Here is a 13234-nt window from a genome sequence, read left to right on the forward strand (position 1 = left end):
CTGACCGACTGCTTTGGTTTAAACCCCCAAGGCACAGGCTCTAAAGCTCAGGTATCCTATAAGGATGACTAAATCTGAGCGCCCTGGCCCATCCCGGCTTGAAACCACTCTTGCTTACATGGGAGCCGGAATCATTGGATTGTCACTGGTCTCAATCCTGATCACCCTGGTCGCAAGCTACCTGGGCTCGACAAGTAATTTGGCCATTTTTGCCCAGATCCCGCTGCTGGGATTACCGGCCGGCTTCGTCTTGATCATGGTGCTGCTGGGCCTAGCCCTTAGGCGCAAGGGACGCGAAAACAAAAAATGAGCGACCTCTACCGTTTAGCAACCGCACTTAGGTCGGCCCCCGATGCCACCTTAGGGTTGGTTGTCCACGAGCGCGGATTATCCCTTAGCGACTATAAAGACTTCTTCGATTTAGCCAACGCTCTGCTGGCACCAAAATCACAAGCCCTAACGGTGGCCGGAATCACAAACCAAATGCTTATCTCCCTTCGATCACTTGTTGCCAGCGAAAAAGTCTCCAAAGAACAAGTTGGTCTTTTGGGCAAAGAGCTTCTGATTTGGAGCACCGACGAACCAAGCGTTTACGACTGGCTCAAAGATCGACTGAGTGAATCTCCAAGGACTTCTTCGCTGAGCGTAGTTTCGGATAACCCAATTGAGAATGATCAGAATGCAGTTGATCTTGACTGCGGTATTCATGCCTTCGAAGCTATGCAGGCAGTGACCGAGCTGATCTTCGATCTCGATCAGCATCTGGTAAGAGAGGTAGCCAAAGGCTCCTTGGGTCTGCCGGATGTCAAGCGAGCATCGACCCACCTTGGCAAGAGCAAAGAGTACGTCAAAACAATATTTGAATTAGCTAAAGTTGCCGGCCTAGTATCTGCCAGCGATAAAAGATTCCAACCCACTGCCCTGGCCGACAGCTGGATCACCGCAAGCCCCAAGGCTCGCTGGTTGATTCTTTGTGAAGCTTGGAGCTCGATGCTGGGAGTTGCAGGTGCCAAAGAAGTTCTGGCTCAGCTGACCCAACACAAATCCAAAAAACTCAAAGACCTAATTCAAATCAGCTTTCCGTTCTCGAGCCTGGCCCCGGCCTCAAGGGTCAACCGGCTGGCTGAAATGGCAGATCAAATCGGACTTAGCTCAGCAGGAGTGCCTGCCAGTTGGCTAGCTGACGTGCTTGCCCACAAGCTAGCCCCGGCCGCCAAGGCCCTGGAATCCAGGCTTCCATCCCAGCAGGAGCGCATCATCATCCAGGCTGACCTATCGATCATTACCCCAGGGCCCCTGGTTAGCTCGCTTGAGGTGCAGCTTCGAAAATTCGCTGACACCGAGAGCATTGGCCTTGCCTCCAGCTACCGAATCTCCCCTTTGAGCATCAGCTGTGGTCTTGAGGAAGGCTTAACCGAAAACCAAATCCGTCAGCTACTGCAAAAACTCAACGGCTCTTCTTTGCCTCAGCCGGTTGATTACCTGATTCGTGAAACAGCAGAGCGCTTCGGTCGCCTAAAAATTTCAGCGCAGGAAAAAGGCAGCCTATTAGTTTCAAGCGATGAGCTACTAGCCAAGCAAATCACCATGGACTCAAAGCTCAAGCCTCTAATGCTAGAGGCAAGGCCGCAAGGAATTACTTCACCCCTTGATGCGCAGGCGCTGTATCACTCATTGAGAGAAAGCGGATATCTAGCAGTGCGGGTAGATGACAAGGGCAAGGTAATTGCCCCTTCGTCAGTTCACAAAACCTCAAATGAGGCAGCGGTGTTCTTGCAGCAGATTGAAAGACTCCGCGCTCAAGATGTTGAGATGGCGGATGCGGCCCCTGCATCGGACATGGAAAGAAAGATTCTGCTTGCCCTAAAGACCAAGAGCATTCTGCAGGTTCAGATCAACGCCAACGGCAAGATTATGGATTTTCTGCTCGAGCCAATCGGAATCGCCAACGGAAGACTTCGAGCACGAGATCGCAAAGCTGACATTGAAAGAACACTTCCAGTTTCCGCCATCACATCAATTTTGATCGGTTAGCGATGACAACAGGCCCACTGATTGTTCAAAGCGATAAAACTGCGCTGCTAGAAGTTGACCACCCGCAAGCATCCGATGCTCGCCACGACCTGGCAATCTTTGCTGAGCTAGAGCGAGCACCTGAGCACATCCACACCTACCGAATCACCAAGCTTGGTCTTTGGAACGCTCGGGCAGCAGGCCACGGCAGTGACTACGTGCTCGGGGTGCTGGATAAATACGCCAAGTTCGCAATCCCCTCATCAGTTCGGGTCGATATCTCAGAGACCATGGATCGCTACGGGAAACTTGTAATTCGCAGAAACCCTGATGGGGTGCTTTTGCTAACTAGCGAATCCACGCCCATCTTGCTCGAGGCCTCCAGAAGCCCCCGAATTGCAGCCCTTTTGGGCCCAAGGGTCTCAGAAGACAGCTTCGAAGTGTTGGCCTTTGCCCGGGGATCTTTGAAGCAGGAGCTTCTAAAACTTGGTTGGCCAGCCGAGGATTTGGCCGGCTATACCCCGGGGGCACCTCACGAAATCGCCCTGAATGAAACCGGTTGGAACATCCGCGACTACCAAACCAAAGCCGTCGAGAAATTCTGGGACGGTGGCTCCGGAGTTGTGGTTTTACCGTGTGGTGCGGGAAAGACAATTGTTGGTGCAGCTGCAATGTCGAGAGCAAAAACCAATACCTTGATTCTTGTGACAAACACCGTTGCCGCTAGACAGTGGCGAGCAGAGCTTTTGAAACGCACCACTTTGACCGAAGACGAAATTGGTGAGTACTCCGGATCTGTCAAAGAAGTAAAGCCAGTGACAATTGCGAGCTACCAAATCCTTACCGCAAAAAGAAAAGGTGAGTACGCGCACCTTGAACTACTAAATGCCAAGGACTGGGGACTGATTGTCTACGACGAAGTACACCTTCTGCCAGCACCTATTTTCAAAATGACTGCAGATCTTCAAGCTAGAAGAAGACTTGGGCTTACTGCAACCTTGGTTCGTGAGGATGGAAAAGAAGGGGATGTCTTTTCGCTGATTGGACCTAAGCGCTTTGACGCTCCTTGGAAAGAAATTGAAGCAGAAGGCTACATCGCTCCTGCTGAGTGTTTTGAAATTCGAGTTGACCTTCCAGAGCAAGAAAGACTCGACTACGCAATCGCTGAGCAAGAAGATCGCTATCGAATGGCGGCCACATCGAAAACAAAGATTCCTGTTATTCACAAATTACTGGCAAAGCACAAAGGTGAACCGACTCTAATCATCGGACAGTATCTAGATCAGATTGATGAAGTTGCGACCTTGCTGAAGATTCCTAGAATCACCGGTGAGACGCCAGTGAATGAACGCGAGAGATTGTTTCAAGCATTTAGAGAAGGCGCCGAGCCAACCCTGGTGGTTTCTAAAGTTGCCAACTTCTCGGTGGATCTACCCGAGGCATCAGTGGCAATCCAAATTTCCGGCTCCTATGGTTCGAGGCAAGAAGAGGCGCAACGGCTGGGGCGACTTCTAAGGCCAAAGGCCGATGGTCGAACCGCTAGTTTCTACACAATCATTGCCAGGGATACAGTCGATCAGGACTTTGCCCAGAACCGCCAGCGCTTCCTGGCTGAGCAGGGCTACAGCTACCAAATCCTTGATGTCTCAAGCATTTAGGACACTCAACTAACTCTCAGGTTTCTCCCAGCTAAAACTGCGACACTTCAGCTATGGCCAAAACACGAGTTCTAATCGTCGATGACGAGCCCAACATCCGCGACCTATTAGCTACCAGCCTTAGGTTCGCCGGGTACGAGATTCAATCAGCAGCCAACGGCGCGCAGGCCGTAGCTGCAGTGACTGAGTCCGAGCCTGACATCATTTTGCTTGATGTCATGCTTCCGGATATGAATGGATTCAGCGTCACCAAGAAACTTCGTTCAGCCGGTTTCCAGGCCCCAATTCTGTTTCTAACGGCACGCGATGATGTTGAAGACAAGATCACTGGCCTTACCGTCGGTGGCGATGATTACCTAACAAAGCCATTCAGTCTTGATGAAGTTGTTGCTCGCATTCAAGCGATCCTTCGCAGAACCAAAACTGCAGATGCCGAGCCTTCAGTAATTGATGCTGGTGCGGTTGTAATCAATCAAGATGCGCACGAGGTAACAATCGAAGGCAAACTAGTTGATCTATCCCCTACCGAATACAAACTTCTTAGATTCTTAGTTATGAACCCAGATCGAGTTCTAACCAAGGCACAGATTCTGGATCACGTTTGGGAATATGACTTCAATGGCGACATGGGAATTGTTGAATCGTATGTTTCTTACCTTCGCAAAAAGCTCGACCCAATTAGTTCTCGTCCGCTTATTCAAACCAAGCGTGGAGTTGGCTACATCTATAAGAAACATGACTAATGCAGTCAAAGATTGGCAAAGCTTGGGAACTGGTTTCACTTCGAAGTAAGTTGACCGGTTTGTCAGTTGCGCTAATCGGCCTTCTGCTTTTAGTTTCTAGTTTTGGAACAGTGACACTACTTCGCGCTTACCTGCAGCAAAACACCGACAACTTGATTACTTCTGCGGCAACACTTTTGTCGCAGGAAAATCCAAGTCTTATTGAGCCAAAGATTCTTGCCAAAAGACTCAACTTGCCAAGGCTCCCAAGTGATTACCTGATTGCAGTTCTCGATCTTGAGGGAAATACCATTTTCAGAATCATGGCCAGCGATTCCGACGAGGATGACCTACCAAATCTTACGATTCTAAATCTTGCGGGTACCGCCGCAACTGCAGGATTGCCTTTTGACCTTGACCAGCACGGCGGGCTTGGTGAGGTCACAATCGATGAACACGACAGCTGGCGAGTGGTTGCTAAACCCTTTAGAAACTACGCTGCCACGGTGGTTGTTGCCCTGCCAAACAGCGCCAATCTGGAGCTTTTGAGGCAGTATCGGGCCATCGGAGGCGGCTTTGGATTCCTGCTTCTGGCCATCAGTGGACTTAGTATCTGGCTCACAATTGCCCAGGCCTTAAGGCCACTTCGGGAAGTTGAAAGAACTGCGAAGCTGGTTGCCTCAGGTGACCTATCTCAAAGACTGATTGAGCGACCAGGAAAAACCGAGATTGCCCGACTGAATAGATCTCTGAACTCGATGCTTGATTCCCTAGAGGATTCAGTATCTTCCAGAAACAAAACGGTTTCTCAAATGCGCAGGTTCGTAGCCGATGCCTCTCATGAACTTCGCACCCCGCTGGTGTCCGTTAGAGGATATGCCGAGTTGTACCGAAAGGGAGCGCTTACGAAAAAATCTGAAGTTCAAGAAGCCATGGGCCGAATTGAAGCCGAAGCCATTCGGATGAGCTCGCTGGTGGAATCCCTTCTTACCCTGGCCCGTTTAGATGAAAATCAAAAACTGGATGCAGCTCCGACAGACCTGGCAAAGCTAGCGCGGGATATCATCGCTAGGGACATCCAGGGCAAGCAAAAAATTTCCCTGTCGTTGCTGACTCTTGGCGGAGCAAAAGTGCCAGCTGACTTTTCTCTGAGCGCCGAGGTCAACGAGGGACAGATTCGTCAAGTCCTGGTGAACCTTATCGAAAACGCCAAGCGTTTCAGTCCAGACAATGGATCGATTGAAATTGCCATCGGACAAAAAACTGATGATGAGGTAATTCTCGATGTAATCGATCACGGCGAGGGTATTCCAAAACAACTTAGAGACAAAGTCTTTGAACGCTTTTACCGAGCGGATAACTCTAGAAACCGAGACACCGGTGGTACCGGATTAGGCCTTGCGATTGTTAAAGAAATTGTCTCTTTGCATAAAGGCCGCATTGAAGTTCGAGAAACCCCTGGCGGCGGAGCGACCTTCAGGATCAAGCTTCCGGCCCAACACAACTGGGTCTAGTTTCTCTCCACAGCTTTAGATTCTCCAAACCCAGTGAACAACTGGGTAGTTAGCCTTATCCCCTATAGAAGGGATAACAAAAATGGCTCAGTTTCAAGTCGACAGCGAGCAGGTGCTGGCTGCCACCGGAACAATCAATGCAACTATTTCTAGGCTTCAGTCCGAGGTCCAGTCACTTCACACCCAACTGCAAAACCTGCAGGGTTCGTGGCGAGGAGCTGCGGCCGAATCTTTCCAGGCCTTGGCTAATCGCTGGCGAACCACTGCAGGCGCAGTTGATGCTCAGTTAGCTGAGATTGGAGTGGCTCTTAGCCTTGCGGCTTCGCAGTATCGCGATATCGAGTACGCCAACCAAAGGTTGTTTTTGTAAGTTAGAAGCCCATACCTTCGCCGCCACCTTGAGGCATTGCAGGTGCTGCAGGCTCAGGCTTCTCGGCGACTACGGCTTCGGTGGTCAAGAACAATCCGGCGATCGATGCTGCGTTCTGAAGTGCTGAACGAGTCACCTTCACTGGGTCGTTGATGCCAGCTGCAAGCATGTCAACGTACTCACCGGTTGCGGCGTTTAGACCGTGTCCGGAAGGTAGGTTCTCAACCTTGTCAGCAACAACGCCTGGCTCGAGTCCCGCGTTGATGGCGATCTGCTTCAAAGGTGCTGAGATAGCAACGCGAACGATGTTCGCACCGGTTGCCTCGTCACCTTCGAGCTTTAGCTTGCTGAATGCAGTCTTGCCAGCTTGTAGTAGAGCAACTCCACCACCGGCAACAATTCCTTCTTCAACGGCAGCCTTGGCGTTTCGAACTGCATCTTCGATGCGGTGCTTGCGCTCCTTTAGCTCAACCTCGGTAGCTGCTCCAGCCTTGATAACTGCAACTCCACCGGCAAGCTTGGCTAGACGCTCCTGTAGCTTCTCGCGGTCGTAGTCAGAGTCGGTAGCTTCGATTTCGCGACGGATCTGCTCAACGCGGCCGGCAATCTGAGCCTGGTCGCCCGAGCCCTCAACGATTGTGGTCTCGTCCTTGGTGACAACGATCTTGCGAGCGCGACCCAACATGGTTAGGTCGGTGTTTTCAAGCTTTAGGCCTACCTCTTCCGAGATAACCTGTCCACCGGTCAAGATAGCGATGTCCTGAAGCATTGCCTTACGACGGTCACCAAAGCCTGGGGCCTTTACGGCAACAGACTTAAAGATTCCGCGGATCTTGTTCACGATCAAGGTAGCTAGTGCTTCGCCTTCGATGTCTTCAGCGATAACAAGAAGTGGCTTGCCAGCCTGGATGACCTTGTCAACTACAGGAAGTAGGTCCTTGATGTTGGTGATTTTCGAGTTAGCGATTAGAACATAAGCGTCTTCTAAAACTGCTTCCTGACGCTCTGGGTCGGTGACCATGTATGCAGAGATGTAACCCTTGTCGAATCTCATACCTTCGGTTAGCTGTAGCTCAATTCCGAATGTGTTTGATTCTTCAACGGTGACAACACCTTCGCGGCCAACCTTGTCGATTGCCTCGGCGATGATCTCACCGATCTGAGTATCTCCTGCAGAAATTGATGCGGTAGCAGCAATCTGCTCCTTGGTCTCAACTGGCTTGGCGTTAGCAAGTAGCTCGACGGTTACTGCCTGAACAGCCTTTTCGATTCCGCGCTTTAGGCTGATCGGGTCAGCTCCGGCTGCAACGTTGCGAAGTCCTTCGCGAACAAGTGCCTGGGCCAAAACGGTAGCGGTGGTAGTTCCATCTCCTGCTACGTCGTCAGTCTTTTTTGCAACTTCCTTGACAAGCTCGGCACCGATCTTCTCAAACGGGTCCTCAAGCTCGATTTCCTTAGCGATAGAAACACCGTCGTTGGTAATTGTTGGTGCTCCCCACTTCTTCTCAAGAACGACGTTGCGTCCACGAGGGCCGAGGGTTACCTTTACGGTGTCAGCCAGAATGTTTAGGCCGCGCTCTAGGCCGCGACGGGCCTCTTCATTGAAAGCTATGATTTTTGCCATTTTTGGGTTTCTCCCGAAGTTGGTATGTAGGTAGGTTTTAGCACTCTATTTGTATGAGTGCTAACTCTATTTTTAGCACTCTCTGGGCAGGAGTGCAAGTGGAGACTGGGCAGCAAAAAACCGCCTCCCCGAAGGAAGGCGGTTTTTTAGTAAGCCTAGTTTGGTCCTAGATTACGTTTACAGCGTCGGCCTGAGGGCCCTTGTCGCCGTTCTTTACTTCGAACTCAACGCGCTGGTTCTCCTTGAGCTCCTTGTAGCCATCGCCCTGGATAGCTGAGAAGTGAACGAATACGTCCGCTCCACCGTCCTGAGTAATAAAGCCGAAGCCCTTCTCAGCGTTGAACCACTTTACGGTTCCTTGTGCCATGTGTTTCTCCTGTTACCTTGTGTTTGAATGCAGCTTCGAAAACCCTTGGGTTTTCTAACTCAGTCGCTTCCAAACCGGGGGATCCAGGATTGCATTTCTAAACCAACAGCTTTTGGGGCTAGGGCTTTTTCTACGACCGTTTATTACTCTATCCCTGAATAGGGCCCAATAGTAAAGAAGTTTTTTTGAGGCAAACTGGCTGGTTTAGCCAAGGTAATCGGTGCCAATTAGCACCGTAACGGGTGCCAAAAACTGGTCCGAAACGGTGATTGCGGCGCCCGGGAAAATGGCCAAAAGCCCCGCCGCATCAGCCCTGTAGCCCTCACTTGATAGGAAGATCAGGGTCGAGGCTGCCGGTTCCAGGGCTGGGTCCAGATCGGACAAGCTGGTAGCAGAAACGATGTTCCAGCCTTCATCCAAGAGCTCGTCCCCGATTGCTTGAGCCTTGCCGGTATTGGTTCCATCCACAATTGCCACCTCTAGCTGAGGCACTCGGTCATCCTGGGCCACTAGACCAGAGAGGATTACGCCGGTATCCCAGAGCTGAAGGCCCAGGATGCCTCCGCCAGCTAAAGCAGCAGATAGAAAGGTAAGGGTTAGGAAAGAAACTATGTAATCAAGAGCTCTCTTGGGGGCAAGGTGCTTTCCTCCAACACCGGTAGCGGTGTCGAATTCGTCCTGGAAAGACTTGGGCATGGTTTCTCTTTAATTCAAAAAGGTCGGGGCCCTTTATATTAGGCATCAAGACCACAAGAAAGGTAGCCCCAATATGACCTACCCCATGGATAAGCCAGATTCCAAGTGGCGCGAGGAATTGACCGAGTTTGAGTACCACGTTCTTCGCGAGGCTGGCACTGAGCGTGCTTACACTGGGCCACTTCTGGATGAAAAGCGTATGGGGATCTTCCGCTGCCGTGGTTGCCAGGCTGAATTGTTTAGATCAGAAACAAAATTTGATTCACACTGTGGCTGGCCTAGTTTCTATGAACCAAAATCAACCGATGCAGTTGAACTTCTTGAGGACAACACTTTGGGCATGAAGCGCGTCGAGGTTCGCTGCCGAGCCTGCGGCTCGCACTTGGGTCACGTCTTCGAAGATGCACCTCAAACCCCAACTGGAGATCGCTACTGCATCAACTCCGTTAGCATTACCTTTGAACAAGCTAACTAGTAGTTCAAGAAAGTAGTTCTGAAAAAGTGATCATTGGGCTTGGCACCATCATCAACGTGCTTGCGATACTTATCGGAACAGCCGCAGGAATTTTGGTTGGAAATCGCCTAAGCGAAAAAACCTCCCGCGTTGTCACTGACGGTCTGGGTCTTGTGGTTTTGGTACTCGGTGGCCTAAACGTTATCTCCCTGCTGGATGCTGAGTTTGTGGCTTCTGTGGGACCTGGCATTCCGCTTTTGATTGTCATCGGGGCAATCTTGATTGGCGGAATTATTGGCTCTGCTCTGAAAATTGAGCAGCGACTTGAAAAATTCGGCACGGTTTTGCAAAAGCGTTTTGCCGGCAAGGGATCCAAAGACTCGAAAGAGAAGTTCATAACTGGATTTGTAAATGCATCACTTGTTTTCACCATCGGTCCCCTGGCAATCCTTGGTGCCCTTAGTGATGGCCTAGGTCAAGGTATCGAGCAGCTTGCCACCAAGTCAATCCTCGACGGCTTTGCCTCTTTGGCTTTTGCAGCAAGTCTTGGTTGGGGTGTTGCACTCTCGGCAATTCCGGTTGGAATTTGGCAGGGGCTTCTAACTGTCTTAGCTTTTGCGGTTGGCTCAGTGGTTTCGGCCCCAGTTATCTCAGCACTGACAGCTACCGGAGGGGTTTTGCTTCTTGGCGTTGGCCTGAGGCTGCTGCAGATTCGTCAGGTTGCCGTTGGCAACATGCTGCCGGCGCTAATAGTTGCGCCGATCCTGACTTTGATTTTGATTTCAATTTAGTGGGGCCGACCAGGGGACTTGAACCCCTAACCCCCGCATTACAAGTGCGGTGCGCTACCAATTGCGCCAGGTCGGCCTGTTCCTAGAAGAACAAGCCTCTAGGTACCCCCAAAGTCTACCCAAAAAGCCAAAACAGGGCCAAGCAGCCAACGCCCTAAGTTAGCTAGCTGTAATAAACATCATCCAGGGTCACTGTTAGAAGCTCTCTTTGCTCTAGGTGCTTGGCCAGGGCCTTGAAGACGTATTTTGGAGTTCGGTCGTTGAAATGATCGAGCAAAATTGTGCGATCTCTAATCCACTTGTTTCCAAGCTGAAGAATATATCGCTTTCTCTGGGTAGCACTATCCCCTAGAGATCCACTCCACATAACCGGGGATGTGTATCCCATGTCGTTTGCAACTTTTATTACTCTCTGATCAATTCGCCCATAGGGAGGCCGGTAGTAGGGCTTGGCACTTACCCCGAAGTTATCTTCGATGAAGCTGCCGCATTTTCTAAGCTCCTGCTTGATTCCAGCAGTCGAGAGCCTTGTCATGCTCGGGTGAGAGTGGGTGTGGTTTGCTAGCTGAATCTTTCCAGCATCAACTAGCTCCTTCATTTGCTCGCGATTTTTCTTCCAGGCTGGGTAGACAGAGTTGATAAAAAATGTCATCCTCAAGTCGTATCGCTCAACAAAGTCCAAATAGTCGCGAACCCCAGCGGCGCTTGCTCCATCATCAACAGTCCAAGCAATTCGCTTGATCTCTGATTCAGGTAGGCGAATGCGCCTACCTTCTTTGAGTGCAGTTCTCTGAAAACCCAGCGGGCCAATTGGGGAAGCGACCCTATCGCGAATGATTGGATCTGGAACAATCAGTGGACCACCGGCAGCGTGAGCTGCCGAGGGAAAGAAAAACCCCGCGGCCGAGGCCGCGAGGAATTCTCTTCTAAGCAATTTTTAGATTAGCCCTGGGCACCGGTAGTGACAAACTGCACAAACTGAGCAAAGCGCGCTGCGCTGGCAAGTTCTTCGCCAGTCTCCCAGGTGTACTGTTCGCCGTTTACCAAAACGGTTGGGGTGCCACTGACCTGAATGGCAGTACCCGGAATCGGCTCGGTTAGAGCTCGTTCGGTTGAGTCTTTAATCCAGTTTCCAAAAGCCTTCTCATTGATACAACTGGAAATCAGGTCAATGTTGCTGGCCCCGACTTCCTCGGCAAAGCTAATCAATTCAGCATTCTCAGGTCCCGGAGCACCTTCGGTGGGCTGGGACTTGAACAGTCGGGTGTTGTATTCAAAGAAATTGTCTGGTGAGTGCTCTGAAACACACAGGGCTGCGTTTGCGGCTCTGGAAGAAAATGCGTTTGGTGAGCCACGGCCATCTAGGAACGAAAGGGCGTGCATCTCAACCGTTGCCATTCCTGAGGCAACCCAGTTCTTGATCTGCTCGCTGTTTGGAAGCTCAAACACTGCACAAATCGGGCACTGGTAGTCAACATAAATGATGATCTCCACAGGGGTTTCTCCTGGGGCAGGGGCTGGGGTGAAATCTTCGGTGAACACCTTCAGGTCAGTTCCAACCTTGACGCCATCATTGAAATTCGCGTTTGTAGGAACTGCGGTGGAGGCGGTGCTGGCGTTAAAGATTGTTAGCGCCACGGCTCCAACGGCCACAATCACCGAAATGGCAATTCCAAGCTGGATGAGAACGCGCTTGCGCTTATCGCCCTTTTGCTGCTGCTCCCTAAGGGTCTTAGCTTTGGCGCGGGCAGCTTCACGCTGCTCTGATCTGGTTGGTCTTGGGGTTTTTGAGGTCATTTGGGTAGTTTACAACAGGTTTTAGACCCTCCGAAGGCCCCGTGTTTAGGGGGCTAGAGCGGTGGGATAATAGAAGTACTCAACAGTGCCTATGTTGAGCGAATTCACTAAGGATCGTCCGGCACGTACCTGCCGGTGAAGGAGAAAATCATGGCATCAGTTAAATTCCAGAAAGCCACCCGAACATACCCGGGCGGCACCACCCCAGCGGTAGACGCAATTGACCTAGAAATCGCCGACGGCGAATTCTTAGTTTTGGTTGGTCCTTCCGGTTGCGGAAAATCCACCACCTTGCGAATGCTCGCAGGACTTGAAGAAGTCAATGGTGGGCAGATCCTAATTGGTGACCGCGACGTCACCAACATCCCACCAAAAGATCGCGACATCGCGATGGTGTTCCAAAACTATGCTCTGTACCCACACATGACAGTTGCGGAGAACATGGGTTTCGCACTCAAGATTGCCGGTGTTGATAAAGAGGAGCGCGCAGCGCGCGTTCTTGATGCAGCCAAGCTTCTAGATCTTGAGCCATACCTAAACCGCAAGCCAAAGGCACTCTCCGGTGGTCAGCGCCAGCGCGTTGCCATGGGTCGAGCAATTGTTCGTAAGCCTCAGGTATTTCTCATGGATGAGCCACTATCGAACTTGGACGCCAAGCTAAGAGTTCAGACTCGTACTCAGATTGCTTCGCTTCAGCGTCGCCTGGGAGTCACAACCGTTTACGTGACCCACGACCAGGTCGAGGCAATGACCATGGGTGACCGCGTTGCAGTTTTGAAAGACGGAGTGATGCAGCAGGTAGCCACCCCCAGAGAGCTCTACGAAACTCCAAAGAACGTATTCGTTGCAGGATTTATTGGCTCACCAGCCATGAACCTACTTCAGCTTCCAATCGTCGATGGCGGAGTTCAGTTCGGAAACACCGTGGTCAAGATTGACAGTTCAGTACTTGCCAAGACCTCGGCCAAGCTTGTGACCTTGGGAGTAAGGCCTGAAAACCTTGCTGTATCCAAGAACGAGGGAATCTCAGTTGAGGTCGACGTTGTTGAGGAGCTTGGCTCCGATGGATTCCTATACGGATCGGCAACTGTTGATGGAGCTCACGCAGAACTGGTTTCTAGGGTCGATGGTCGTGACCACCCGCACAAGGGAGAGACCGTCTTCCTAAAGCCTGAGGGTGGAATCATGCACCTATTCGATGTTGTAACCGGAGAGCGCCTGAACTAAC

General features: G+C 51.2%; 14 protein-coding genes and 1 tRNA gene. 9 read left to right on the plus strand and 6 right to left on the minus strand.

The window, feature by feature from the left end; translation table 11 throughout:
* The first annotated feature begins 64 nt into the window (after positions 1-64).
* The 6 genes from AC8GDC_RS05285 (at position 65) to AC8GDC_RS05310 (ending at position 6277) form a co-directional block, all read left to right on the plus strand.
* Positions 65-310, plus strand: a complete 246-nt coding sequence (locus tag AC8GDC_RS05285) for a hypothetical protein (protein ID WP_506557616.1) — start codon at positions 65-67, stop codon at positions 308-310.
* Positions 307-2034, plus strand: a complete 1728-nt coding sequence (locus AC8GDC_RS05290; RefSeq protein WP_506557617.1) for a helicase-associated domain-containing protein — start codon at positions 307-309, stop codon at positions 2032-2034. The genes AC8GDC_RS05285 and AC8GDC_RS05290 overlap by 4 nt, the downstream gene beginning before the upstream one ends.
* Before the next feature lie 2 nt (positions 2035-2036).
* Positions 2037-3671 carry a DNA repair helicase XPB gene (locus AC8GDC_RS05295; RefSeq protein WP_506557618.1) on the plus strand — a complete coding sequence of 545 codons (1635 nt, stop codon included), beginning with the start codon at positions 2037-2039 and terminating at the stop codon, positions 3669-3671.
* 53 nt (positions 3672-3724) lie between these two features.
* Positions 3725-4414, plus strand: a complete 690-nt coding sequence (locus AC8GDC_RS05300; protein WP_506557619.1) for a response regulator transcription factor — start codon at positions 3725-3727, stop codon at positions 4412-4414.
* Positions 4414-5907, plus strand: coding sequence for a sensor histidine kinase (locus AC8GDC_RS05305; protein WP_506557620.1), 1494 nt, complete (start codon positions 4414-4416; stop codon positions 5905-5907). Before AC8GDC_RS05300 ends, AC8GDC_RS05305 begins: the two co-directional genes overlap by 1 nt.
* Before the next feature lie 82 nt (positions 5908-5989).
* The gene (locus tag AC8GDC_RS05310; protein ID WP_506557621.1) at positions 5990-6277 is read left to right on the plus strand and encodes a WXG100 family type VII secretion target; all 288 of its coding nucleotides are present in this window, start codon (positions 5990-5992) and stop codon (positions 6275-6277) included.
* Position 6278: 1 nt separating this feature from the next.
* On the opposite strand, the gene groL is transcribed toward AC8GDC_RS05310, so the two are convergent.
* The 3 genes from groL to AC8GDC_RS05325 form a co-directional block, all read right to left on the minus strand.
* Entirely contained in the window at positions 6279-7901 is a 1623-nt protein-coding gene (gene groL / locus AC8GDC_RS05315; RefSeq protein ID WP_506557622.1) for a chaperonin GroEL, read from the minus strand.
* Between the two features lie 166 nt (positions 7902-8067).
* Positions 8068-8268, minus strand: a complete 201-nt coding sequence (locus AC8GDC_RS05320) for a cold-shock protein (RefSeq protein WP_506557623.1) — start codon at positions 8266-8268, stop codon at positions 8068-8070.
* A 204-nt stretch (positions 8269-8472) separates the two neighbouring features.
* Entirely contained in the window at positions 8473-8964 is a 492-nt protein-coding gene (locus AC8GDC_RS05325) for a LytR C-terminal domain-containing protein (RefSeq protein WP_506557624.1), read from the minus strand.
* A 73-nt stretch (positions 8965-9037) separates the two neighbouring features.
* Here AC8GDC_RS05325 and msrB point away from each other — a divergent pair, with 73 nt between their 5' ends.
* Both msrB and AC8GDC_RS05335 read left to right on the plus strand, forming a co-directional pair.
* Complete coding sequence (msrB, locus tag AC8GDC_RS05330) at positions 9038-9439, plus strand: peptide-methionine (R)-S-oxide reductase MsrB (RefSeq protein WP_506557625.1); 402 nt, start codon at positions 9038-9040, stop codon at positions 9437-9439.
* Between the two features lie 26 nt (positions 9440-9465).
* Positions 9466-10209 carry a DUF554 domain-containing protein gene (locus AC8GDC_RS05335; protein ID WP_506557626.1) on the plus strand — a complete coding sequence of 248 codons (744 nt, stop codon included), beginning with the start codon at positions 9466-9468 and terminating at the stop codon, positions 10207-10209.
* On the opposite strand, the gene AC8GDC_RS05340 is transcribed toward AC8GDC_RS05335, so the two are convergent.
* The 3 genes from AC8GDC_RS05340 to AC8GDC_RS05350 all read right to left on the minus strand — a co-directional run bounded on the left by AC8GDC_RS05340 (position 10210) and on the right by AC8GDC_RS05350 (position 12006).
* A tRNA-Thr gene (locus AC8GDC_RS05340) sits at positions 10210-10285 on the minus strand. It lies immediately after the preceding gene.
* Between the two features lie 87 nt (positions 10286-10372).
* The gene (locus tag AC8GDC_RS05345) at positions 10373-11143 is read right to left on the minus strand and encodes a polysaccharide deacetylase family protein (RefSeq protein WP_506557627.1); all 771 of its coding nucleotides are present in this window, start codon (positions 11141-11143) and stop codon (positions 10373-10375) included.
* An 8-nt stretch (positions 11144-11151) separates the two neighbouring features.
* Positions 11152-12006 (minus strand): DsbA family protein, encoded by an 855-nt coding sequence (locus tag AC8GDC_RS05350; RefSeq protein WP_506557628.1) that lies wholly within the window; start codon positions 12004-12006, stop codon positions 11152-11154.
* 150 nt (positions 12007-12156) lie between these two features.
* On the opposite strand from AC8GDC_RS05350, the gene AC8GDC_RS05355 reads away from it, so the two are divergent.
* Positions 12157-13233: an ABC transporter ATP-binding protein gene (locus tag AC8GDC_RS05355; RefSeq protein ID WP_506557629.1), complete on the plus strand. Its 1077-nt coding sequence runs from the start codon at positions 12157-12159 to the stop codon at positions 13231-13233.
* The last annotated feature ends 1 nt before the right edge of the window (position 13234 follow it).

Origin of the sequence: Rhodoluna miladensis (SeqCode), from assembly GCF_965234705.1 — a bacterium.
Classification (GTDB): Bacteria; Actinomycetota; Actinomycetes; order Actinomycetales; family Microbacteriaceae; genus Rhodoluna; species Rhodoluna miladensis.

Coding starts and splice junctions, on each gene's coding strand:
- AC8GDC_RS05285 (WP_506557616.1), top strand. CDS start 65: ATGACTAAATCTGAGCGCCCTGGCCCATCCCGGCTTGAAACCACTCTT.
- AC8GDC_RS05290 (WP_506557617.1), top strand. CDS start 307: ATGAGCGACCTCTACCGTTTAGCAACCGCACTTAGGTCGGCCCCCGAT.
- AC8GDC_RS05295 (WP_506557618.1), top strand. CDS start 2,037: ATGACAACAGGCCCACTGATTGTTCAAAGCGATAAAACTGCGCTGCTA.
- AC8GDC_RS05300 (WP_506557619.1), top strand. CDS start 3,725: ATGGCCAAAACACGAGTTCTAATCGTCGATGACGAGCCCAACATCCGC.
- AC8GDC_RS05305 (WP_506557620.1), top strand. CDS start 4,414: ATGCAGTCAAAGATTGGCAAAGCTTGGGAACTGGTTTCACTTCGAAGT.
- AC8GDC_RS05310 (WP_506557621.1), top strand. CDS start 5,990: ATGGCTCAGTTTCAAGTCGACAGCGAGCAGGTGCTGGCTGCCACCGGA.
- groL (WP_506557622.1), bottom strand. CDS start 7,901: ATGGCAAAAATCATAGCTTTCAATGAAGAGGCCCGTCGCGGCCTAGAG.
- AC8GDC_RS05320 (WP_506557623.1), bottom strand. CDS start 8,268: ATGGCACAAGGAACCGTAAAGTGGTTCAACGCTGAGAAGGGCTTCGGC.
- AC8GDC_RS05325 (WP_506557624.1), bottom strand. CDS start 8,964: ATGCCCAAGTCTTTCCAGGACGAATTCGACACCGCTACCGGTGTTGGA.
- msrB (WP_506557625.1), top strand. CDS start 9,038: ATGACCTACCCCATGGATAAGCCAGATTCCAAGTGGCGCGAGGAATTG.
- AC8GDC_RS05350 (WP_506557628.1), bottom strand. CDS start 12,006: ATGACCTCAAAAACCCCAAGACCAACCAGATCAGAGCAGCGTGAAGCT.
- AC8GDC_RS05355 (WP_506557629.1), top strand. CDS start 12,157: ATGGCATCAGTTAAATTCCAGAAAGCCACCCGAACATACCCGGGCGGC.